Origin of the sequence: Thiocystis violacea (assembly GCF_016583565.1) — a bacterium.
GTDB classification, from domain to species: Bacteria; Pseudomonadota; Gammaproteobacteria; order Chromatiales; family Chromatiaceae; genus Thiorhodococcus; species Thiorhodococcus violaceus_A.
This window is the reverse complement of sequence record NZ_NRRF01000016.1, coordinates 1-18571: the sequence shown is the minus strand read 5'-3', so window position 1 is coordinate 18571 and position 18571 is coordinate 1. Positions and strand designations below refer to the sequence as shown.

Annotated in this window: 19 protein-coding genes and 2 pseudogenes; 11 read left to right on the top strand and 10 right to left on the bottom strand. The window is 64.0% G+C overall.

Annotation, left to right across the window (positions count from 1 at the left end):
• Positions 1-16 precede the first annotated feature (16 nt).
• Both CKO23_RS09020 and CKO23_RS26345 read left to right on the top strand, forming a co-directional pair.
• Positions 17-787, top strand: a complete 771-nt coding sequence (locus tag CKO23_RS09020; protein WP_200330209.1) for a spermidine synthase — start codon at positions 17-19, stop codon at positions 785-787.
• Positions 788-1004: 217 nt separating this feature from the next.
• The gene (locus CKO23_RS26345) at positions 1005-1139 is read left to right on the top strand and encodes a hypothetical protein (protein WP_274600201.1); all 135 of its coding nucleotides are present in this window, start codon (positions 1005-1007) and stop codon (positions 1137-1139) included.
• A gap of 409 nt (positions 1140-1548) precedes the next feature.
• Here CKO23_RS26345 and CKO23_RS09015 read toward each other — a convergent pair whose 3' ends face one another.
• The 5 genes from CKO23_RS09015 to CKO23_RS08995 form a co-directional block, all read right to left on the bottom strand.
• Positions 1549-2997, bottom strand: coding sequence for a bifunctional 2-methylcitrate dehydratase/aconitate hydratase (locus CKO23_RS09015; protein ID WP_200330207.1), 1449 nt, complete (start codon positions 2995-2997; stop codon positions 1549-1551).
• A gap of 83 nt (positions 2998-3080) precedes the next feature.
• The gene (prpC, locus tag CKO23_RS09010) at positions 3081-4238 is read right to left on the bottom strand and encodes a bifunctional 2-methylcitrate synthase/citrate synthase (protein ID WP_200330204.1); all 1158 of its coding nucleotides are present in this window, start codon (positions 4236-4238) and stop codon (positions 3081-3083) included.
• Positions 4239-4344: 106 nt separating this feature from the next.
• Positions 4345-5235 carry a methylisocitrate lyase gene (gene prpB, locus CKO23_RS09005; protein ID WP_200330202.1) on the bottom strand — a complete coding sequence of 297 codons (891 nt, stop codon included), beginning with the start codon at positions 5233-5235 and terminating at the stop codon, positions 4345-4347.
• An 80-nt stretch (positions 5236-5315) separates the two neighbouring features.
• On the bottom strand, positions 5316-6002 hold the full coding sequence (locus tag CKO23_RS09000) for a GntR family transcriptional regulator (RefSeq protein ID WP_200330200.1): 687 nt from the start codon (positions 6000-6002) through the stop codon (positions 5316-5318).
• A 175-nt stretch (positions 6003-6177) separates the two neighbouring features.
• Complete coding sequence (locus tag CKO23_RS08995; RefSeq protein WP_242482318.1) at positions 6178-6984, bottom strand: TIGR04282 family arsenosugar biosynthesis glycosyltransferase; 807 nt, start codon at positions 6982-6984, stop codon at positions 6178-6180.
• Between the two features lie 99 nt (positions 6985-7083).
• Between CKO23_RS08995 and CKO23_RS26340 the strand changes: the two are divergent.
• Together CKO23_RS26340 and CKO23_RS25530 are read left to right on the top strand one after the other, a co-directional pair.
• A pseudogene (locus tag CKO23_RS26340) lies at positions 7084-7218 on the top strand (DUF3096 domain-containing protein); the annotation flags it as partial.
• 39 nt (positions 7219-7257) lie between these two features.
• Positions 7258-7380, top strand: coding sequence for a DUF3096 domain-containing protein (locus CKO23_RS25530; protein WP_242482325.1), 123 nt, complete (start codon positions 7258-7260; stop codon positions 7378-7380).
• A 101-nt stretch (positions 7381-7481) separates the two neighbouring features.
• On the opposite strand, the pseudogene CKO23_RS08985 reads toward CKO23_RS25530, so the two are convergent.
• From CKO23_RS08985 to thiD, 4 genes and pseudogenes are all read right to left on the bottom strand, one after another.
• Positions 7482-9407: pseudogene (locus CKO23_RS08985) on the bottom strand (propionyl-CoA synthetase); the annotation flags it as partial.
• Positions 9408-9624: 217 nt separating this feature from the next.
• Positions 9625-10911: a glutamate-1-semialdehyde 2,1-aminomutase gene (gene hemL / locus CKO23_RS08980; protein ID WP_200330194.1), complete on the bottom strand. Its 1287-nt coding sequence runs from the start codon at positions 10909-10911 to the stop codon at positions 9625-9627.
• Positions 10911-11564, bottom strand: a complete 654-nt coding sequence (gene thiE / locus CKO23_RS08975) for a thiamine phosphate synthase (protein WP_200330192.1) — start codon at positions 11562-11564, stop codon at positions 10911-10913. The genes hemL and thiE overlap by 1 nt, the downstream gene beginning before the upstream one ends.
• Before the next feature lie 13 nt (positions 11565-11577).
• Positions 11578-12429 (bottom strand): bifunctional hydroxymethylpyrimidine kinase/phosphomethylpyrimidine kinase, encoded by an 852-nt coding sequence (gene thiD, locus CKO23_RS08970; RefSeq protein WP_200330190.1) that lies wholly within the window; start codon positions 12427-12429, stop codon positions 11578-11580.
• Between the two features lie 190 nt (positions 12430-12619).
• Here thiD and CKO23_RS08965 point away from each other — a divergent pair, with 190 nt between their 5' ends.
• The 6 genes from CKO23_RS08965 to erpA all read left to right on the top strand — a co-directional run bounded on the left by CKO23_RS08965 (position 12620) and on the right by erpA (position 16445).
• Complete coding sequence (locus CKO23_RS08965; RefSeq protein ID WP_200330189.1) at positions 12620-12784, top strand: rubredoxin; 165 nt, start codon at positions 12620-12622, stop codon at positions 12782-12784.
• A gap of 81 nt (positions 12785-12865) precedes the next feature.
• A complete protein-coding gene (locus CKO23_RS08960; RefSeq protein ID WP_346014590.1) occupies positions 12866-13369 on the top strand; it encodes a DUF5063 domain-containing protein in 504 nt (167 codons plus the stop codon).
• Positions 13370-13452: 83 nt separating this feature from the next.
• Positions 13453-13824, top strand: coding sequence for a HesB/IscA family protein (locus CKO23_RS08955; protein WP_200330186.1), 372 nt, complete (start codon positions 13453-13455; stop codon positions 13822-13824).
• 307 nt (positions 13825-14131) lie between these two features.
• Positions 14132-15160, top strand: a complete 1029-nt coding sequence (gene argC / locus CKO23_RS08950) for an N-acetyl-gamma-glutamyl-phosphate reductase (protein ID WP_200330297.1) — start codon at positions 14132-14134, stop codon at positions 15158-15160.
• A 10-nt stretch (positions 15161-15170) separates the two neighbouring features.
• Entirely contained in the window at positions 15171-15881 is a 711-nt protein-coding gene (locus tag CKO23_RS08945) for a DUF6776 family protein (RefSeq protein WP_200330184.1), read from the top strand.
• 213 nt (positions 15882-16094) lie between these two features.
• The gene (erpA, locus tag CKO23_RS08940) at positions 16095-16445 is read left to right on the top strand and encodes an iron-sulfur cluster insertion protein ErpA (protein ID WP_200330182.1); all 351 of its coding nucleotides are present in this window, start codon (positions 16095-16097) and stop codon (positions 16443-16445) included.
• 293 nt (positions 16446-16738) lie between these two features.
• Here erpA and CKO23_RS08935 read toward each other — a convergent pair whose 3' ends face one another.
• Complete coding sequence (locus tag CKO23_RS08935; RefSeq protein ID WP_200330180.1) at positions 16739-17011, bottom strand: hypothetical protein; 273 nt, start codon at positions 17009-17011, stop codon at positions 16739-16741.
• A gap of 206 nt (positions 17012-17217) precedes the next feature.
• Between CKO23_RS08935 and tyrS the strand changes: the two genes are divergently transcribed.
• Positions 17218-18420: a tyrosine--tRNA ligase gene (gene tyrS / locus CKO23_RS08930; RefSeq protein ID WP_200330178.1), complete on the top strand. Its 1203-nt coding sequence runs from the start codon at positions 17218-17220 to the stop codon at positions 18418-18420.
• Positions 18421-18571: the final 151 nt, after the last annotated feature.

Here is an 18571-nt window from a genome sequence, read left to right as displayed (position 1 = left end):
GCTGAGTCACCTAAGTATGTTCACTAAGGACCAGTTTGCCGCGATCGTCATGGCGCTCTTCGTCTGGGGGTTCGCGGGTGCACTCTTCGGAGCGCTCTTTGCAGGGCTCTATCAGGTGCTCGGCGTGCTCGGGCTGTCGGGCTGGCAGCCTCTGGTCATCGCGGCCGCCGCGGCCGCCATGACCACATCCGCCTTTTATAGCGCGATGCCGGTCGCGCTGGTAGGTGCCATGGCCGGCGTCTTGGCGTCCATTGGCTATTTGATTGCGACCGGTCAAGAAGTCGAGTTGTTGACGATCGTGGGTATTGCCGGATTGGCGGGGCTGATCGCCGGCAGTTTTTACTCTTGGATCGTCACGAGCGGCAGTCGACCCCTGGCGGAGACGCTGACCGGCCTCATCGCCGGCGTGCTGGCCGGAGGCGTCCTTGCCATAGTGCTGGCCGTGCTTGGCGAGCATGTCGGCATGTTCGTCCTGGCCGCCGGCGTGGTCGCGCTCGTCGGCACCTTCTTTCAGGTCTCGGAGCGCTGGCTGGTCAGCCGCAGTCTGGGCTGGCTCCCGGATGCGCTCTCCGCACCCCTGGTTGCCGCCCTCATTGCGGCCGTGGTGGGGGCGAGCATCTGGATCGTCGGTGGGACCACCGCCATGATGCTGGACGCGAGTACTCAGGACGAGATCGGCAAGGTGCTGCATGACATCCCTCCGGGTCTCACGGGCGGCCTGCTCGGTGGGGCTCTAACCGGCATTCTGCTGGAGCTGTTCGGTTTCCATCTAGAAGATCAGATCTGAGGGCGCGCTCCTCCGCTCTCGGTCTTTCGTCCCATCCGCGCGTCCTGTTGCGCGAAAAACCTTACTTGGTGCCTTGTTTTTGGGATACCCTGCCGTCCGGTTCGTCCTGACGGGCGGGCTGCAATGAGCTGTTGCTTCAGGCGATTGCCGCAGACGTGCTTGCCGGTGGCCGGGCGTCGACCGCGATCGCTCAAGACTCGAAGAAGAGGAAACGCGCATGATACAGCTGCTGATTGGACTGGTGATCGGGATCCTCATCGGTTGGAACTGGACACAACCACCCTGGGCCAAGAGACTTCAGGCGAGCTTCGTGAATCTGGTCCGCTCGTCCTCCGACAAGACCGATCACTAATCGGCATCTGACGATGCCGGGCTCGGTGCGCGGCGACGGTGCTCGATGCGATGGCACGCGATGGCGATCGGCACCCGATGCAGGTCATGATGACCCCGGCGTTCCCACGCGCATCGCCAGATGAAGTCGCGAGGAGCAGCGGCCCAGCCGCTGCTCCTCGCCTGATGTTCCTCTCCGAACGCCTTATCCTTCCAATCCAATCCATCCGCGCTCTGGCAGAGCGTCGGCGTGCTGCCGACCTTGCCTGTGGTCGAGCGATTCCAGGTGGCGACTTACCCGATTCAAGCAGGTGTCACTGCGCTCGCGCAGTCCTATCGCGGCGCGCCGCGCGGTTCCGCGTCATCCGCCGACAGCGGCGGGCTGAGGATGCGCCCCGCGTCTGGGCCGGGGCGCAGGGGCAGGCCGGGGCTCAGATCATGAAGAGATCCATGAACTGATTGAGCGGGGTTGCCATCAAGGCTTGCTCGTCCTGGCAGAGCGCGTAGATGCGCTGGGCCTGCCCCTTGGGGAAGCGGGTCCGCAGTGCGTCGAGGAACTTGGCCTCCAGGACGGGAATGCCCTCGGCGCGGCGGCGGCGATGGCCGATGGGATACTCGACCTCGACCTTTTCGGTCTTGGAGCCATCGCTGAAGAAGACCTGCACGGCGTTGGCGATGGAGCGCTTGCCGGGATCCAGGTATTCCTTGGTGTAGCGCGCGTCTTCCGTCACCACCATCTTCTCGCGCAGGGCGTCGACACGCGCATCCTTGGCGACCGCGTCCTCGTAGTCGTCGGCGGTCAGGCGGCCGAAGATGAGCGGAACGGCGACCATGTACTGCAGGCAGTGGTCGCGGTCGGCCGGGTTGTAGAGCGGGCCGTCCTTGCTGATGATGCGGACGGCGGACTCCTGTGTGGTCAGCTCGATACGCTCGATCTGGTCAATGCGGTCCTTGACCTGGGGGTGCAGCGTCATGGCGCACTCGGCCGCGGTCTGGGCGTGGAACTCGGCCGGGAAGCTGATCTTGAACAGGATGTTCTCCATCACATAGCTGCCGTAGTCGCGCTGGAAGGCGAACGTGTTGCCCTTGAAGAGCACGTCGTAGAAGCCCCAGCGCGGTGCGCTCAGCACCGAGGGCAGGCCCATTTCGCCTTTCTGGACCATCATCGCCAGGCGCACGGCTCGGGAGCTGGCGTCACCAGCGGCCCAGGACTTGCGCGAGCCGGTGTTCGGTGCGTGACGGTAGGTGCGCAACGATTGGCCATCGACCCAGGCCTGAGACAGGGTGTCGATCACCTGATCCTTGTCGGCGCCCAGCATCAGCGCGGCAACGCCGGCGGAGGCGACCTTGACCAGCAGGACGTGGTCCAGTCCGACCCGGTTGAAGCTGTTCTCCAGTGCGAGCACGCCCTGGATCTCATGCGCCTTGACCATGTAGTGGAGCACGTCGCCCACGTTCAAGGGGGCTGCGCCGTCGGCGATCGCCTTGCGAGACAGATAGTCGCCCAGGCCCAGGATGGCGCCCAGGTTGTCCGAGGGGTGCCCCCACTCCGCGGCGAGCCAGGTGTCGTTGAAGTCCAGCCAGCGCACCAGGGCGCCGATGTCCCAGGCTGCCTTGACCGGGTCGAGCTGGAACTGGGTGCCGGGCACGCGGGCGCCGTTCGGCACGCTGGTGCCCGGAACGATGGGGCCGAGGTGTTTGGTGCACTCCGGATACTGCAGCGCCAGGAGCGCGCAGCCGAGGGAGTCCATCAGACAGTGGCGGGCGGTCGTGATGGCCTCTTGGGAGTCGATCTTGTAGTCGCAGACATAGTCGGCGATGGCCACCAATTCCTGGTCGGGCGCTGGACGCATGTTGGCGTCGGCGATGTGTGTGCTCATGAAGGGCTTTCCGTTTGTTGAGAATGCGATTGTCTGACCAGCAATGGGTCGTCGAGCCGATCCGGGATCGGCTCAAGCACGCACTAGGAACGCTGATCGATCGGCGTCCACTGGAGGTTTTCGACCCCGACATAGTTGGCGCTCGGGCGGATGATCTTGCCGTCCTTGCGCTGCTCGATGACGTGGGCCACCCAGCCGCTGGTGCGCGAGATGACGAAGATGGGCGTGAAGAGCGCGGTCGGTACGCCCATCTGGGCGTAGGACACGGCTGAGAACCAGTCCAGATTCGGGAACATCTTTTTGAGATCCCACATGACGCTTTCGAGCCGGTCCGCGACCTCGAACATGCGCATGTTCTCGTTGGCATCGGACAGCCGCTTCGCGACCGACTTGATCACCTCGTTGCGCGGATCCGAGATGGTATAGACCGGGTGGCCGAAGCCGATGATGATCTCCTTGCGACCGACACGCGCGGTGATGTCGGCCTCGGCCTCGTCGGCATTGGCGTAGCGTTCCTGGATCTCGCAGGCGGCCTCGTTGGCGCCGCCGTGTTTGGGGCCGCGCAGTGCCCCGATGGCGCCGGTGATGGCCGAGTACATATCCGAGTTGGTACCCGCCACCACGCGACCGGCGAAGGTGGAGGCGTTGAACTCATGCTCGGCGTAGAGGATGAGCGAGGTGTGCATGGCGCGCACCCACTCCGGGCGCGGTGTGTGGCCGTGCAGCAGGTGCAGGAAATGGCCGCCGATGGAGTCGTCGTCGGTCTCGACCTCGATGCGGCGCCCATTGTGGGCAAAGTGGTACCAGTAGAGCAGCATGGAGCCGAAGCACGCGATCAGCCGATCGCCGATGTCGCGCGCCGCCGCGACCGGCATGCTGTCCTTCTCGGGCTCCAGGGTGCCTAGGACGGAGCAGCCGGTGCGCATGACGTCCATCGGGTGGGCGGACGGGGGCAGTTGCTCCAAGGCCGTTTTCAGGGCCGCGGGGATGCCGCGCAGGGACTTGAGCTTGTGTTTGTAGGCGACGAGCTCGCTCTGCGTGGGCAGTCGCTCATGGATCAACAGGAAGGCGATCTCCTCGAACTCCGCGGTGTCGGCGAAATCCAGGATGTCATAGCCGCGGTAGTGGAGATCGTTTCCGGTGCGCCCGACGGTGCAGATGGCGGTATTGCCGGCGGCGGTTCCGGAGAGTGCGACGGACTTCTTCGGCTTGGGCAGCTGGCTCTCTTGGTTCTCGGTCATGGGTCCTGTCTCCTCGTGTCGGCGTGGTCTCCGGCCTGGATCGCGGCCGGAACGGATCCAATCGTGGGGCTGTGAGTGCTCGTCGGGGCCGGGCCCCGCATGATCGCTAGTCTTCCGCCTGTCCCTGTGCGAAGAGCGCATCGAGCTTTTGCTCGAAGCTGTGATAATCCAGGTAGTCATAGAGCGCCATGCGGGTCTGCATGGTGTCGACGACATTGGCCTGAGTGCCGTCGCGACGGATGGCTTGGTAGACGTTGAGCGCCGCCTGGTTCATCGCGCGGAAGGCCGAGAGGGGATAGAGCACCAGTGAAACGCCGGCGCCGGCCAGCTCGTCCGTCTTGAAGAGCGGCGTCGCGCCGAACTCGGTGATGTTGGCGAGCACCGGCACCTTGACCGCCGCGCTGAAGTGCGCGTATTGGGCGAGCTCCGTCATGGCCTCCGGAAAGATCATGTCGGCGCCGGCTTCGACGCAGGCGATGGCGCGTTCGATCGCGGAGTCCATGCCTTCGACGGCGAGGGCGTCGGTGCGGGCCATGATGACGAAATCATCCGTACGCGCGTCGACGGCGGCCTTGATGCGGTCGACCATCTCCTCCTTGGAGACGACGGCTTTGCCGGGACGGTGCCCGCAGCGTTTGGCGGCGACCTGGTCCTCGATGTGACAGCCGGCGGCGCCGGCGCGAATCAGCTGCTTGACCGTGCGGGCGATGTTGAAGGCGCTGCCCCAGCCGGTATCGGCATCGACCAGCAGGGGCAGGTCGGTGCTGTAGGTGATGCGGCTGACGTCTTCCAGCACGTTGTCCAGGCTGGTCATGCCGAGGTCGGGTACGCCGTAGGAGCCCGCCGCGACGCCGCCGCCGGAGAGATAGAGCGCGCGGTAGCCGGTGCGCTCGGCCATTCTGGCGTGATAGGCGTTGATTGCGCCGACCACCTGCAAGGGGTGTTCTTCCTGGACGGCGCGGCGTAGCTTGGCGCCTGGGGTCATCGTTTCGGTCATGCTAGTGGCCTCGTCTGTTGAGTCCGGTGGCGTTGGCGCCCCGGACTCGAGAAGTGCAATCCGGCGTCTTCGTCCGGGGGTCATTCCTGCATGGCGGCGAGCCGTCGCTCGGTCGCTTTGCGTGATTTGCGGATGTGGCGGCGCATCAGCCATTCCGCCAGCTCGCCGTCGCGTTCCGCGATCGCCTCGACCACGAGTTCGTGCTCCTTGAGGGCGTCTCGGGCGCGGTCGCTTTTCATCCCGAACTGGCAGCGATACATGCGCGCAAGGTGATAGAGATCGTTGCAGAGGATGTTGATCAGGCGGCGGTTACCGCTGCCCTGGACGATCCTGAAGTGGAAGTCCAGGTCGCCCTCTTTCTGGAAATAGGTCTGCCATTCCTCTTGGGCGACATCGGTGCGGTGCCGGGTGAGCAGGCGCTTGAGGTCTGCGATCGCCGCGTCGGACATGTGCTCGGCCGCGAGACGGGCGGCCATGCCCTCGAGCGCCTCGCGAATCACGTAGATCTCCAGCAGCTGCTCGCTGGTGAGGGTGATGACGCGTGCGCCCACATTAGGTTTGCGCTCGACCAGGCTGCTCGACTCCAGCCGGCGCATGGCTTCGCGCAAGGGGCCGCGGCTGATGCCGTAACGGGCCGCTAGGACTGGCTCGCTGATCTTGCTGCCAGGCGGGATCTCGCCCTCGACGATGGCTTGGCGTAGTTGATCGAAGATGCGGTCCGCAATGGTCGCGGTGACCTCGGGTAAAGCTTCGGCGGTGATGGACATGGCAAGTTGTCGACACTGTTCCTGTGCTTTCGCCATAAATTAGCTTTTTTTGGGATATTGTCAATCTTATTGTCGACAATCTTTGGGCGGCAAGATGGGGCGTCGGATCGACTGCGCCGCCACTTCAGCAAAAACCCCCGATGACGGCAACCGTTGGGAACCTGGTCGGCGCTGATCAGTTCGGTGGTGTCGCACAGGCGGGATGGAGCCCTGGCGGCAGGTGGGCGAGATCCTCCGGGCGGTCGATGTCGGCCAAGGGACTCAGCTCGGACCAGCTCCAGTTCAGCTCCCGAAGGCGTTGGCGGGTGAGCTCGGCGACCTCAGCGCCTCCCCAGGGAATGCCCTCGAAAAGCCGGTGAGACAGGCGCCTCAGCCCCAGCAGTACATAGCCGCCGTCCAGGGCTGGGCCGAGAACCGCGTCGCGCCGGCGCAGCTGCTCGATCGCCTGGCCCAGGTACTCGGCCGAGAGCCCAGGGCAGTCGGTGCCTATGAGGACGACTGCGTCGGCGCGGGTCAGTGCGGCGCGTGCGCCGCTGGCGAGCCGTTGACCCAGATCCCCCGCGTGCTGCTGGTGCAGACTCAGCGCATAGCGGTGCGCGAGATCGGCGAAGCGGGGGTGGCTGAGGTTCGGTGTGACCCAGAGTTCCACCGGTGTGAGCGCCGCCGTGCTCAACCGGTCGATGAGGTCGGTCATGAGCCGCAGATGCAGCGCGGCCGCGCCAGCGGCTCCCAAGGCGGGGATGAGTCGGGTCTTCACCTGACCGGGGACAGGCGCTCGCGCGAAGATCAAGGTGCGCACGGCGAGCGTCGGGCGCGCCTCACCGGGATCGTCGTGCCTGATGGTCATGCCTTGGTCCGCGAGGGTGTTCGTGCTGCTCGTGCCCTGGCCGGCCGTGCATCCGTCGCTGTGATTCGCGCTTTGGATGGGTGCCTCCGAGCGCTTGCGGAGCGACTTGGATCGATCGGTGAAACATGTTTTCATCCCGCACGCATCGTGTTGGGCGTTGCCTTGCCGCATCGCGGGCATTGCCCCGCGTGCCGTCCGAACCGACGTTTTGGGCTTACACAAAGGAAGGCTTGGATGGATATTCCAAACATGCTGCAGCATTGGCCGATGCAGGCCGTGGTGGCCATCATTGCCGGCTTGGTCATCCTGCTGGTGCCCCGCGTTCTGAACTACGCCATTGCGGCCTATCTGCTTCTCATCGGGGCGCTCGGCGTCCTGCATTTCTTCTACGGCCAGGCCATTCGCCCGATGACGGTGATCTCCATCGTCGCTGGCGTGCTCATCTTGATCAAGCCGGCCATCCTCAATTATGTGGTCGGGATCTACCTGATCCTCGTCGGACTCCTCGAGGCCGGGATTCTGCACTTCTGAGGACGGTTCAGTCTGGCGGAGCTGGGCGCTGCCGGGATCTCATCGCGTTCATCGGGCCGGACCGGCGCATGGGCCGGTCCGGCTCCCTTGGCGTGACGCGATCAGCCGTGTTTTGCGTAACCGATGGCGGATAGCGCCGAGGTGATCTCGTCGAGAATGGCGGGATCGTCGATGGTGGCCGGCAAGCGATACTCCTTGCCGTCGGCAATGGCCTTCATGGTCCCGCGCAGGATCTTGCCGGAGCGCGTCTTCGGCAGTCGGTCCACCACGGCGACCGTCTTGAAAGCCGCGACCGGGCCGATTTGATCCCGCACCAGGCCGACCAGCTCCCTGGCGATTTCCGCCTTGTCGCGGTCGACGCCCGACTTGAGCACCACGAGTCCGAGCGGCAGCTCGCCCTTGAGCTGGTCGGCGGCGCCAATGACGGCGCATTCCGCGACATCCGGGTGGGAGGCCAGCACGGCCTCCATTCCTCCCGTCGAGAGCCTGTGGCCGGCGACGTTGATGATGTCATCGATGCGGCTCATGACGAAGAGATAGCCGTCTTCGTCCATGTAGCCCGCGTCACCGGTGAGATAGTAGCCCGGCTGCGTGGAGAGATAGGACTGAACGAAACGGGTATCGTTGCCCCAGAGGGTTGGCAGACAGCCGGGCGGCATGGGCAGCTTGATCATGATGCGCCCGATGTCGCCAGCCTCGACAGGGTTGCCCTCGTCGTTCAGGACCTGGACGTCATAGCCCGGCACAGCGCGTGTCGGTGAGCCCGGCTTGACTGGAAGCTGCTCGATGCCGAGGCAGTTGGCCGCGATCGCCCAGCCGGTTTCCGTCTGCCACCAGTGGTCGATGACCGGCACCCCGAGCTTCTGCTCGGCCCAGTTGAGGGTGTCCGGATCGCAACGCTCTCCGGCCAGGAAGAGGGCGCGAAAGCCGCTGAGATCATAGCGTTTGAGATGCTCGGCGTTCGGATCGTCGCGCTTGATGGCGCGGAAGGCCGTGGGCGCCGTGAAGAGGACCGCGACCTTGTGCTCCTGGATGACGCGCCAAAAGGCGCCGGCATCGGGCGTTCCGACCGGTTTGCCCTCGTAGACGATGGTGGTGCAGCCCATGAGCAGCGGGGCGTAGACGATATAGGAGTGCCCGACCACCCAGCCGACGTCCGAGGCGGCCCAGAAGACCTCCCCTGGCTTGACGTCGTAGACGTTGCCCATGCTCCAGGCCATGGCGACGGCATGGCCGCCAGTGTCGCGGACCACGCCCTTCGGCTGCCCGGTGGTCCCGGAGGTGTAGAGGATATAGAGCGGATCCGTCGCCTCCACCGAGACGCAGTCGGCCGGCTCGGCGGCGGCCATGGCCTCCTCCCAGTTGAGGTCTCGCCCGGCGACCAGGGTGCCAGGCTCCTCTGGGCGTTGCAGGATGATGCAGTGCTGGGGCTTGTTCTCCGCCTGCTCGATGGCGGCGTCCAGCAAGGGCTTGTAGTGGACGACCCGGTTGGGCTCGATACCGCAGGAGCCGGCGACCATGACCTTGGGCTTGGCGTCGTCGATGCGCGTGGCCAGCTCGCGGGAGGAGAAGCCGCCGAAGACCACCGAGTGGACGGCGCCGATGCGGGCGCAGCCGAGCATGGCGATGACCGCCTCGGGCACCATGGGCATGTAAATGATGACCCGATCGCCTTTCTCGACTCCCAGGGCCTTCAACGCCCCGCCGAAGCGCGCGACCTGCGCGTGCAGCTCAGCATAGGTGATGGTCGTCTTGGAATGCGTGACGGGGCTGTCGTGGATGATGGCCGCCTGGTCGCCGCGACCCGCCGCGACGTGGCGGTCGACGGCGTTGTAACAGGTGTTGAGCTTGGCGCCGCTGAACCAGCGATAGAAGGGTGGGTTGCTGTCGTCCAGCACGCGATCCCAAGGTCTGTCCCAATCGATCAGCTCCGCCGCTTCGGCCCAGAAGGCGGACGGGTCGCTCATCGAGCGGTCGTAGAGGGTCTGGTAGCCCATGCTCTGCTTCTCCGGTGGTGAGGTCACGGCCTTCGGTGGGGCTGAAGCCGTTTGCGATGGTCGCTGCGTCGGGGCAGTCTCCTTCGGGTCTGTATGCCCAGTCCGTCGTCGACAGGAACCGGGGCGGTCTTGGCGGCCGCCCCGGCAGGATAGGCAAAAGCCTTTTCGGAATCCCGTGAATCCGGAACAATCCTGTCAATCCTATCTATTTAGAACCTTGGTCCATCCGCCTGGTCAGTCCTTCGACTCAACCCGCGGCGATCTGGGCGAAGGTTTCCGCTGCCGCGTCCAGTGTCGCCTGGATCTGCGCGTCCTCGTGCATGATGGACACGAAGCCGGCCTCGAAGGCCGAGGGCGCGAGATAGACGCCGCGCTCCAGCATGCCGTGGAAGAAGGCCTTGAAGTGATCCTGGTTGCACTGCATGGCTTGCTCGAAGTTGGTCACCGGCTCGCTGGTGAAGAAGAGCCCGAACATACCCCCGGCCTGGTTGGTCGTGAAGGGGATGCCAGCGGCATCCGCGCGCTCCTGCAGGCCGGCGAGCAGGGTCTTGGTGGTAGTGGCCAGCTGCGCGTAGAAGCCCGGGGCCGAGATCAGCTCCAGCGTCTTGAGGCCGGCGGCCATGGCGATCGGATTGCCGGAGAGCGTGCCGGCCTGATAGACGGGGCCGAGCGGCGAGATGCGCGACATGATCTCGCGCTTGCCTCCGAAGGCGCCGACTGGCATGCCGCCGCCGATCACCTTGCCGAGCGCGGTCATGTCGGGCGTGATGCCGAAGTGCTGCTGGGCACCGCCGAGCGAGACGCGGAAGCCGGTCATGACCTCGTCGAAGATGAGCACGGCGCCATACTGATCGCAGACCGCGCGCAGCCCTTCGAGAAAGCCCGGCACCGGCGGGATGCAATTCATGTTGCCGGCGACCGGCTCGACGATGATGCAGGCGATCTCGGAGCCGATCTCGGCGAAGGTCTCGCGGACCTGCTCGATGTCGTTGTAGCGCAGCGTGATGGTCAGCTCCGCGAGCGCGGCGGGGACGCCCGGCGAGCTGGGCTCGCCCAGGGTGAGGGCGCCGGAGCCGGCCTTGACCAGAAGGGAGTCGGCATGGCCGTGGTAGCAGCCCTCGAACTTGACGATCTTGTCGCGCCCGGTGTAGCCGCGCGCCAGGCGCAGGGCGCTCATGGTCGCCTCGGTGCCGGAGCTGACCATGCGCACCATGTCCATGCTCGGGACCAGCTCGCACACCTTGTCGGCCATGGTGGTTTCGAGTTCAGTCGGGGCGCCGAACGAGAGGCCCTTGTCCAGGCGCTCGCGCACCGCGGCCAGTACCTCGGGATGGGCGTGGCCCAGGATCATCGGACCCCAGGAACCGACATAGTCGACATAGCGGTTGCCGTCGGCATCGAAGGCATAGGGGCCTTCGGCACGCTCGAAGAAGATGGGGTCGCCGCCCACGCCGCGGAAGGCGCGGACCGGCGAGTTGACGCCGCCGGGGATGTGGCGCTGTGCGGCTTGGAAGAGGTCGTGGGATCGGCTCATCAGGGGGTCTCCGTGGGAAACAGGTTGGTGTAGGCGCGGGCGGCGGCGGCGATGTCGGGCTGCGCGAAGACGCCGCTCACGACCGCGAGCATGTCGGCGCCCGCTGCAATCAGTAATCCGCCATTTTGTGATGTGATTCCGCCGATCGCAACCAGTGGAATCTCCAGGCGTGCATGCGCCTCCGTCAAGAGATCGGGGCTCGGTCTGACCGCCTTGGGCTTGGTGGGCGACGGGAAGAAGCTTCCGAAGGCGACGTAGCTGGCGCCCTGGGCCTGTGCCGTTTCGGCGAGTGCGAGCCGGTCATAGCAGGAAACACCGATGATGGCGTCTGCTCCGAGCTGCTCGCGCGCCTCGCGCGGGTCTGGATCGTCGCGACCCAGGTGCACGCCGTCGGCGCCCAGCGCCAGGGCGAGCTGCAGGTCGTCGTTGATGATCAGCGGTACGCCGGCTGCCTTGCAGAGCGCGAGCAGGGCCGAGCCTTCAGCGCGTCGGCGGTGTGAATCCGCGCGCTTGTCGCGGTACTGGATGACCCTGGCTCCGCCCTGTATCGCGGCGGCGACCTGGTCGGCGAGCGCGACCGGGTGCGTCGTCGTCTCTGGTGTGATGGCGTAGAGGCCGCGGAGCCTCTGGTGCGTGCGTGGGCGGTGGGTCATGCCATGCATCGAGTCAGGTGGAGTGGTCACGCGGGATCAGATGGTACAGCCGGTTGGGCGTGAGCTGGCAGTGGCCGGTGCGGAAGGCGTGCTTGAGCGCCTGCCAGGTATATTCTTGGGCGGAGGCGACAGCCTCCTGCATCTCCATGCCCCAGGCGAGCCGGGCGGCGATTGCGCTGGCGAGCGTGCAGCCGGAGCCGTGGTAGGCGTGAGGAAGGCGGGGCCAGTCCCAGGTCCGTTGGACGCCATTCGCCCCGTAGAGGCGATTGGTCACCTGCTCGGTGTCGTCATGGGTGCCGGTGATCAGTGCCCAGCGGACGCCGGCGCCCAGCAGGCGTGCCGCGCACTCGTCCGGGGATCGCGCGTCTGTCAGCGTGCGGGCCTCGGGCAGGTTTGGCGTGATCAGTGTGCAGCGGTGCAGCAGGTGCTGGCGAAGCTGGTTCAATAGGGCGGCATCCACCAGGTTTTGTCCGGTGCCGGTTGCCAGGACCGGATCCAGCACCACCGGGAGCTTGGTGTGCTCGTCGATGATCCGGCTGAGGATGCGGACGATTCCCGAGCTGCCCAGCAAGCCGATCTTGAGCGCGCGTGGCGCGCTGTCCGCGATGAGTCGGCGGCACTGCGACTCGACCTGCTCCGGTGGTTGCGGATACATGTTCCTCAGGCCGCAGGTGTCTTGCTCCGTGAGGGCCGTGATCAGCGTCACTGCGAAGGCCGCCGCGGCTTGTACGGCCTCGGCATCTGCTAGAATCCCGGCCCCTCCAGTCGGGTCGTGACCGCCAGCGCAGAGCACGACGGGTCGCTCCTTCAGCGCGATTCCTTCCTGCTCTGCCCGTGATTTGGGGCGGACGTCGTTGGGTTCCATCAGCGGGGCCTCTAGCGGGGCGGTATAGGCCGGAAGGTCGGCGTTGAGCCGACGTCCTGCAGAGCGGCGGCATCCAGTTGAAACGCCGTCAGAAAACCAGACATTTTGAGTCAGATTAATTTTCGGGCTTTCGCCAGCCGTGACGGACGCAATCCAGAACACGCTGGCACTTTCGATCAGGAGCAGTCACGTGAAATCGTACCAGTGTCTCGTGTGTGGTTTGGTCTATGACGAAGCCAAGGGTTGGCCGAAGGACGGTATCGCGCCGGGGACCAAATGGGAAGATGTCCCCGCAGATTGGAAATGTCCGGAATGCGGGGTAGGCAAGGAAGACTTCGACATGGTGCTGGTCTGATGGCCCTGAATTGTGACGAACTGCGCCCTGCGGCTTCGACCGAAACGCTCAAACTCAGCTAAACTCCGTGGCATGGACGCGATGACAAGACTAGGCCCGGCGCCGGAGTCCGGAACCCACTCCGAAGTCGCCACATTGGCGCGGCGCTACTGTGCGCTGATCGACGGTGTGTCGGATGATCGCTGCCAATGGCTCCGGGACGTGGCGGATTTGCTCCCTCGGTTGCATGCCGCGATCACGTCCGTCGATGCCGACTATGGATATGTCGACTATCTGGACCCGGTGGATCTGGACGCGCGCTTCGAACTCTTCACCCTGCTGCGCGGGTTGCTCGGTGAGCGCGATGGTTATTGGCTCGAGTTCGATTGCGCGGCCGAGGGTCGAGGTGCCATGACGGGCAGCTTGGCTGACGACCTCACCGATATCTACTGCGAGCTGAAGCAAGGTTTGCGGCTCTTTGAGCTGGATCCGAGCTGTGCGCTGGCGGCCTGGGCGAGCGGCTATGAGCAGCACTGGGGACGGCACCTCATTGATGCGCAGCGCCATCTCGCGACGCTCGGCGAGCATGCAACGGGCGAGTCTTAACCTTGTATTGTGCGCTGGAATTTCCGTGCCACTTTCTGCTAGTCTAATGAATCGATTTGCAAGATTCTAGAGGATCCGAAGCTATGTCCGCAGCCCTCAGTGAGTCGGAGTTGTCGCTGACTCAGCCGGCCCAGGCCAAGATGACCGACTTGTTTCAACAGGTGGACGACAGTGTTCAGGCCGTGCGTGTCTTCGCGACGGCTGGTGGGTGTAGTGGCGTCAGCTTCGGCATGACCTTCACCGACGCGATCGGTGATGATGACGGCGTGCTCGCCTACGAAGGCTTCAAGGTCGTCGTCGATGATGGCACCCTCGAGTACCTGCGCGGGGTCGAGATCGACTTCGTCGACCAGGGCGACGGTAATGCCACCTTCGTCTTCAATAATCTGCCTCAGATCGGCGGTGGCTGCGGAAGCTGTGGCTCGTCGTCGTCTTCCGGGGGCGGCTGCTCCTAACCTGAGCCTGACGGCGCGATCTCGTCCCTCATGACCGACCAAGGCCCGGCGACTCAGCCAGGCGCCGAAGAGGTCCCGGTCTAGGGGTGCGAGTTCGTGTCGGTTGAGTACGTTCCCGCGGTCAACGGGCCAAAGATCATGCCTTCGCGCGCCCCGTATTGCAGACCTCGGGTGACGCCTCCGTCGCGAGGATCGCGTCGACGCCCCGGCACTCAAATGACGCGTGACTCCCGTCGATGCGGCGTTATCGCTGAGGGCGGCGACTTGGCATTTCGAGAGATGCATTGAACAGGAGCCCATGCCTGACATGATCAGGGTCGGTATTGTCGGAGGAACCGGATATACGGGCGCCGAGCTGCTGCGTATCCTGGCGCGGCACCCCTCGGCCTCTGTGGACGTCATCACGTCTCGGAGCGAGGCGGGTCAATCTGTGGCCGAGATGTTCCCCCATCTGCGCGGCCATCTCGATTTGCGCTTCACTGAGCCCGATACCGGGGCCTTGGCCGAGTGCGATCTCGTCTTCTTCGCCACGCCGAACGGGACCGCCATGCAGACGGTGCCGCAATTGCTCGACCGTGGTGCGCGGGTGATCGATCTGGCAGCCGACTTCAGGCTCAAGGATGCGTCCGTCTGGCAGACGTGGTACGGCATGCCTCATCAATGCCCAGACCTACTCGATGAGGCCGTCTACGGTTTGGCTGAGATCAATCGCGCGGCGATCCGGGACGCTCGGCTCGTCGCCAATCCGGGTTGCTATCCGACAGCGGTCACCCTCGGCTTCTTGCCACTCCTGGAGTCTCGGGTCATCGATCCGTCCTGGCTGATTGCGGACGCCAAGTCTGGGGTCAGCGGTGCGGGCCGCAAAGCCACGACCGGCCTCTTGATGGCCGAGGTCGGTGAGAGCTTCAAGGCTTACTCCGTCGGTGGACACCGGCATGCCCCCGAGATTGCGCAGAACCTCAAGTTGTTCGGCGGGGTGGATGTCGGGTTGACCTTCGTTCCTCACCTGGTGCCAATGATCAGGGGGATCGAGGCGACGCTCTATGCGCGACTGCTGGACCCGGCGGTCGATCTCGAAGGTCTCTACGCCGAACGCTATGCTGGTGAGGCTTTCATTGATCTGATGCCGGGAGGACATCCGGACACGCGCTCGGTGCGCGGCTCGAATGTCTGTCGGATCGCCGTTTCTCGCCCGGGCGACGGCCCTGTCGTGATCGTGCAGTCGGTCATCGATAATCTCGTCAAGGGAGCCGCTGGGCAGGCCGTGCAGAATATGAATCTGATGTTCGGCGTCGAGGAGTCGACGGGGCTTGGGGCCTTGGCCCTCTTGCCCTAGCTGGCAGGACATGCCGGATTCTTTCCAGCGACTTTCCTTTCGGCTACTGGCCTCCGGCGCATTCACCCTCGTGGTGGCCGCCATTTTCCTGATCGGGTTCGAGCTGGGTGGCGGAGGCGCCTCGGATTCGGTCAGCGGCGTGACCTCTCCTGATTCCCTCCGTGTCCATCTCCTGAAAGAACGCGATACCCTGCGCGCCCTGCTGGCGGAGTCCGAGCGCCAGCGGGTGATCCTCGAGCGGGCGGCACAAATCGACCAAGAGGCGACGCGCGTCCTGAAGGACGAGCTCAAGCAGGCGCAGGATGCCCGGCTGGAGGTGAACCGCGAGTTGACCTATCTGAAGCGATTGGTTCAGACCGGCGGCAAGGGGGCGATTCAGGTCTATGACATGCGCCTCTCGCAGGGGGCTACTCCGCGGGAATTTCTTTATGCCTTCACGATCACGCAGCTGGTTCAGGGGTTCGGGCAATCCACAGGCAGCGTGCAGTTGACCGTCGAGGGTACGCGCGATGACGAAACGCTTTCTCTCGGGCTCGGCGACCTGCCATCGGCTGATCCCAAGAGTCTGAGTATGGATTTCGAGCACTTCCAGAATTTTCAGGGGAGTCTCGAGATTCCGCCGGATGTTGAGCCGAAGGCCATCGTCGTCAACATCAAGCCGAACTCCAATCTTCTGCTTTCGACCTCGGTCATGCTGCCGTGGGAGCTGAGCGCTCAATGAATCGACGTCGGGCCTCGGTAGGGCGCGCCTCGGCAAATCGCCGTCCCTAGCGTCGTCTCTGCGCGCGCAGCCCGAGCTGGTTGGCGTTCAAGTTAGTCGCCTCGTCGTTCTGCGAATGCTGGGGTTCTGCGCAGCCCGCTTCGTTTGGCTTGAACCGCCGTCATGTCAGACGCACCTTCTTCCGATAGGCTTACCAGTGAGGATGAATCCACCATGACCGCCGAAATGACTCTAGATGCAGATTTGGTCTTCACCTCCTCGGCCGCTTCGAAGGTCGCCGAGTTGATCCGCGAGGAAGGGAATCCGAGTTTGATGTTGCGGGTCTACATCCAGGGCGGGGGTTGCTCCGGATTCCAGTATGGCTTTACGTTCGATGAAGACGTCCAGGAGGGCGATACGGAGATCGTTACCGATGGCGTCACCCTGGTCGTCGATCCTATGAGTATGCAGTACCTCATGGGCGCCGAGATCGACTACACGGAAGGGTTGCAGGGGGCGCAGTTCGTCATCAGAAATCCGAACGCGACGACGACTTGCGGATGCGGCTCATCCTTCTCGGCCTGACCTCGGAGTTGGGGGCGTGGCGAAGCGGAGAATTGCGTCGATAGATCGGCTCTTGAAATGAGGGTCGTCGCGGGGCCTCCCCCCGACGCGCGGTTTCGCGGCCGAACCGGAGTCCTTCGCGCTTGTCGAGGGATGTCCCAGTAGAAGCGCCGTCAATCGAGAGGATGCCGCCTTGCGCGAGGCTTTTGTTGCGGCGTGTCTTCAAGGCCGTCTCTCAGACGGACGCTAGTGCGCAGGGAGGGGCAAGGATCGAAAGTGCCCCTATCGCTGGAGGCTGGCTAGCCCGTCGAGTGTCAAGGTTTCTGGTCCGGCGTCGCGGGTGTCGAGTCGGCTTGAGGGTTGGGCGGGAGCTGCAGCTGGATGAACTGCGACTCACGCGAATCCTGCTGCACGACGGGCGCAGCTTCCTGAGGATCGCTCGGCGCTGCCGTGATCAGCAGGTAGGCCGAATAACTGGCCCCCACCGCAGCAAGGAGCAGCAGCAATTTGACCAGGCTCCGACGACTGAGCCTGCGCTTCTTTCTAAGCGTCCACTCGGTTCTCTGGAATTTGTAATCGCGAATCATGAAGAAGCCGCAATATCAAGGAAATCAAAGATTTTTCTTGGCCTTAGTGTAGTCGGAATTCGCGTCTTTGAACAAGGCCGGCTGGTGCCAGAGGTGGGCGTCAACGCGGGTAGTGCCCTTGTCTCCTTCTTGAGCCCGTCGTACGCTCTCGCGCTTTCCGCGCCGGCGGCGGCGCCCCATCAAAGCCTGAGACAGACGAACCGAAGATGGATTCACTCGAGCGATCCCTCGCGCTGATTCGGCGCGGCACAGAAGAGATCTTGTTAGAGGAGGCCTTGCGCAAGAAGCTGATGCAAGGACGCCCGCTGCGCATCAAGGCGGGGTTCGACCCCACGGCGCCGGACTTACACCTCGGCCACACGGTGCTCATCAACAAGTTGCGTCAATTTCAGGATCTTGGGCACGAGGTCTTGTTTCTCATCGGCGACTTCACCGGCATGATCGGTGATCCGACCGGCAAGAGTGCGACCCGCAAACCCTTGTCGCGGGAAGACATCCAGAAAAATGCCGCGACCTATCAAGATCAGATATTTCGGATTCTCGATCCGGAGCGCACCCGCGTTGTCTTCAATTCAGAATGGCTCGACGAGCTCGGTGCCGCCGGCCTCATCCAGCTTGCGGCTCAGCACACCGTTGCACGCATGCTTGAGCGGGATGATTTCTCCAAGCGCTACAAATCCGGTCAGCCCATTGCGATCCATGAGTTCCTTTACCCACTGATCCAGGGCTATGACTCGGTTGCGCTGAAGGCCGATGTGGAGTTGGGTGGGACGGACCAAAAGTTCAACCTGCTCGTTGGTCGGCAGCTCCAGGAGCTCTATGGGCAGGAGCCTCAGGTCGTCATTACCCTGCCGATCCTCGAGGGGCTCGACGGTGTCCAAAAGATGTCGAAATCCCTCGGTAACTATATTGGTATCGCGGATCCGCCCGAGGAGATGTTCGGCAAGGTGATGTCCGTTTCGGACGACCTGATGTGGCGTTACTTCGAACTGCTGAGCTTCCGTGACATGTCGGAGATCGATGCGTGGCGACGCTCGGTCGAAGAGGGTGCCAATCCCCGCGACATCAAGTTCGAGCTGGGAGCCGAGTTGGTAAGCCGCTTCCACGGTGCTGAGCAGGCGGGCAAGGCGCGAGAGGCCTTCATCGCCCGATTCCAGCGCGGCGCCCTGCCCGAGGATATCCATGTGCTCGATCTTGCTTGCGGCGAGGCCGGCTTGCTGCCGATCGCGAATCTCCTGAAAGACGCCCAGCTGGTTGCCAGCACCTCGGAGGCCATACGGATGATCCGTCAAGGCGCGGTGAAGATCGATGGCGTGCGCGTCGACGATGCTCAGCTGACCTGTGCCGCGGGTAGCGAGCACATTTACCAGGTTGGCAAGCGTCGTTTTGCGCGGATTCGTCTTGTATGAGGTGTTGGACTTTTCTGTGCGGGGTGGTCTGTAAAAAGGGCTTGACGTGTTCTATGGTTTCGCTAGAATGCGCGGCTCCTTCGGGAGGAAGGGATATTGAGGGGTTGCGAGGGAGTGAGCTGATTCGGGGATTGGATCGGCGGCGAGAAAA

Excerpts from the sequence above, each read along its gene's own strand:
- erpA (WP_200330182.1), top strand. The coding sequence starts at position 16,095 with ATGACCGCCGAAATGACTCTAGATGCAGATTTGGTCTTCACCTCCTCG.
- CKO23_RS09000 (WP_200330200.1), bottom strand. The coding sequence starts at position 6,002 with ATGTCCATCACCGCCGAAGCTTTACCCGAGGTCACCGCGACCATTGCG.
- CKO23_RS25530 (WP_242482325.1), top strand. The coding sequence starts at position 7,258 with ATGACGGTGATCTCCATCGTCGCTGGCGTGCTCATCTTGATCAAGCCG.
- CKO23_RS08995 (WP_242482318.1), bottom strand. The coding sequence starts at position 6,984 with ATGAAAACATGTTTCACCGATCGATCCAAGTCGCTCCGCAAGCGCTCG.
- CKO23_RS08955 (WP_200330186.1), top strand. The coding sequence starts at position 13,453 with ATGTCCGCAGCCCTCAGTGAGTCGGAGTTGTCGCTGACTCAGCCGGCC.
- hemL (WP_200330194.1), bottom strand. The coding sequence starts at position 10,911 with ATGAGCCGATCCCACGACCTCTTCCAAGCCGCACAGCGCCACATCCCC.
- argC (WP_200330297.1), top strand. The coding sequence starts at position 14,132 with ATGATCAGGGTCGGTATTGTCGGAGGAACCGGATATACGGGCGCCGAG.
- CKO23_RS08935 (WP_200330180.1), bottom strand. The coding sequence starts at position 17,011 with ATGATTCGCGATTACAAATTCCAGAGAACCGAGTGGACGCTTAGAAAG.
- thiD (WP_200330190.1), bottom strand. The coding sequence starts at position 12,429 with ATGGAACCCAACGACGTCCGCCCCAAATCACGGGCAGAGCAGGAAGGA.
- thiE (WP_200330192.1), bottom strand. The coding sequence starts at position 11,564 with ATGACCCACCGCCCACGCACGCACCAGAGGCTCCGCGGCCTCTACGCC.
- prpC (WP_200330204.1), bottom strand. The coding sequence starts at position 4,238 with ATGACCGAGAACCAAGAGAGCCAGCTGCCCAAGCCGAAGAAGTCCGTC.
- prpB (WP_200330202.1), bottom strand. The coding sequence starts at position 5,235 with ATGACCGAAACGATGACCCCAGGCGCCAAGCTACGCCGCGCCGTCCAG.
- CKO23_RS08945 (WP_200330184.1), top strand. The coding sequence starts at position 15,171 with ATGCCGGATTCTTTCCAGCGACTTTCCTTTCGGCTACTGGCCTCCGGC.
- CKO23_RS26345 (WP_274600201.1), top strand. The coding sequence starts at position 1,005 with ATGATACAGCTGCTGATTGGACTGGTGATCGGGATCCTCATCGGTTGG.
- CKO23_RS09020 (WP_200330209.1), top strand. The coding sequence starts at position 17 with ATGTTCACTAAGGACCAGTTTGCCGCGATCGTCATGGCGCTCTTCGTC.
- tyrS (WP_200330178.1), top strand. The coding sequence starts at position 17,218 with ATGGATTCACTCGAGCGATCCCTCGCGCTGATTCGGCGCGGCACAGAA.
- CKO23_RS09015 (WP_200330207.1), bottom strand. The coding sequence starts at position 2,997 with ATGAGCACACACATCGCCGACGCCAACATGCGTCCAGCGCCCGACCAG.
- CKO23_RS08960 (WP_346014590.1), top strand. The coding sequence starts at position 12,866 with ATGACAAGACTAGGCCCGGCGCCGGAGTCCGGAACCCACTCCGAAGTC.